We start from the raw sequence: 1630 nt of genomic DNA, 5'->3' as shown, positions 1-1630 counted from the left end.
GCTAAGCAGATGGTACTTAAGCAGTTCCTATCGGGTTACCATGTCGATGAGCTGTTAAGTTTGGGAGAGCGATTTAGTGAGGAAGTTATCCCGACCATGCTTCGGCCGGAGGGGATGGAAAAGCTTAGGTGGCACCAGCAGCAGGGACATGAGTGCGTGTTAGTAAGTGCATCGCTGGATATTTACTTGGAGTCCTGGGCCCGAAAAGAGAGACTTACAGCCGTTTTATGTACCTCCTTAAAAAAGAAGAATAACGGTGATGTTACGGGCGAGATTGAGGGGGAAAACTGTTATGGAGAAGAGAAGGTTCGAAGAATAAAGGGGTGGCACAAAGGAAAGCCTGCGAAGAATACGTACGCTTACGGAGACACCTCCGGAGACCTGCCCATGATCAAGTCAGCTCGACAGGGGTATCTTTGGACAAAGCAAGAAAACAGATTTGTTGCTAATCACCGGGCCAGTTGATCAGGCCCGGTGACAAAGTATTGGTAACGAGGTTTAGACCTCGCTGGCCAGAAGCCCCTCAAGAGCAGCAATGTAGTCTGCCACCAGCCGTTGTGCTAATTCCTGGCGTTCTGCCTCGCAGTAGCAGCGAAGTTCAGGCGCGTTTCCCGATGGTCTAAAGTGAATAATGTGCCCATTGTCCAGAGTGGCACGCAGGCCGTCTGTGGTGTCGATAGCGGCAATCTGTTTTTCCACCGCTAAATCCGCTCTGAGCTTGTCAGGAGTCTGTTCCCACGCTTGAATAAGCCTTTTGCTAAGCGTTGTCGGGAAGCTTTTGACACGATCGCTTGCGGTAAATCGCTCAGGCAGTTCGGCAACCAATTGTGAGGTGGTTTTATTCGCAGAGATTGCCGAGGTCAACACCACCACGGCCGGTAACAGAGCATCTCGTGTAGGCAGTTTATCAATGGTTGCAGATCCGACGGAGAGATTGGTTTGAAGAAGAAAACCTCCGTTTGCCTCGAATCCGGCAACTCTCCCGTGGCGAGTGGCAAGCGTCTCCATTTCTTCTATAACGAAAGGCGAGCCGATTTGAGTCCGAGCAACCTCCTCGAAAGCGCCAGTCAGCTCAATCGCCGTATTACAGCTCACAGGAACTGCCAAGGCCTCTACGCCTAGGCTTTTGGCGCAGAGAAGGCCTAGGATATCGCCCCGAAGCCATTCGCCGTTCTCGTCGGCCAACAGTGGCCGGTCTCCGTCTCCATCTGTTGAGAAAATAGCGTCCAGGTTATGGTCTTCCGCCCATTTCCGGCCTCGGGTCCGGTCTTCTTCAGAGACGGCTTCCGTGTCGATTGGAACAAAGGATTCTGTCCGTCCGAGAGACACAACCTCCGCCCCCAGCCGTTGCAGAATTTCTCTGCTGATTTCACGGCCGGCTGCAGAATGCTCGTAGAGACCAATCCGAAGGCCATGCAACGCGTCCGACGGATACATATCGGTGTACCGGCGAATGTAGCTGGCCCGTGCGTGATCGGACTCTTCTGGTAAAAAAGACTGGTAGGCTGGGAGTTCTTCATCCACGCTCAAGATAGCGGCTTCGTCCGGTTTACTGATCTCGCCGTCCGGGCGGTAAAACTTGATGCCGTTGCGATCGAAAGGAATGTGGCTGCCTGTGATCATGATGGAG

General features: G+C 52.9%; 2 protein-coding genes. One reads left to right on the top strand and one right to left on the bottom strand.

Annotated features, from left to right (window positions below; translation table 11 throughout):
* The coding region (locus tag KDK19_RS01100) for an HAD-IB family hydrolase (RefSeq protein ID WP_257291159.1) at nucleotides 1-465 on the top strand (465 nt) is incomplete at its 5' end.
* 33 nt (nucleotides 466-498) lie between these two features.
* Here KDK19_RS01100 and KDK19_RS01095 read toward each other — a convergent pair.
* The coding region (locus tag KDK19_RS01095) for a phosphomannomutase (RefSeq protein WP_257291158.1) at nucleotides 499-1630 on the bottom strand (1132 nt) is incomplete at its 5' end.

This window comes from Endozoicomonas sp. ONNA1 (genome assembly GCF_024606325.1).
Taxonomy (GTDB): domain Bacteria; phylum Pseudomonadota; class Gammaproteobacteria; order Pseudomonadales; family Endozoicomonadaceae; genus Endozoicomonas_A.
This window is presented reverse-complemented; position numbering and strand designations above follow the sequence as displayed.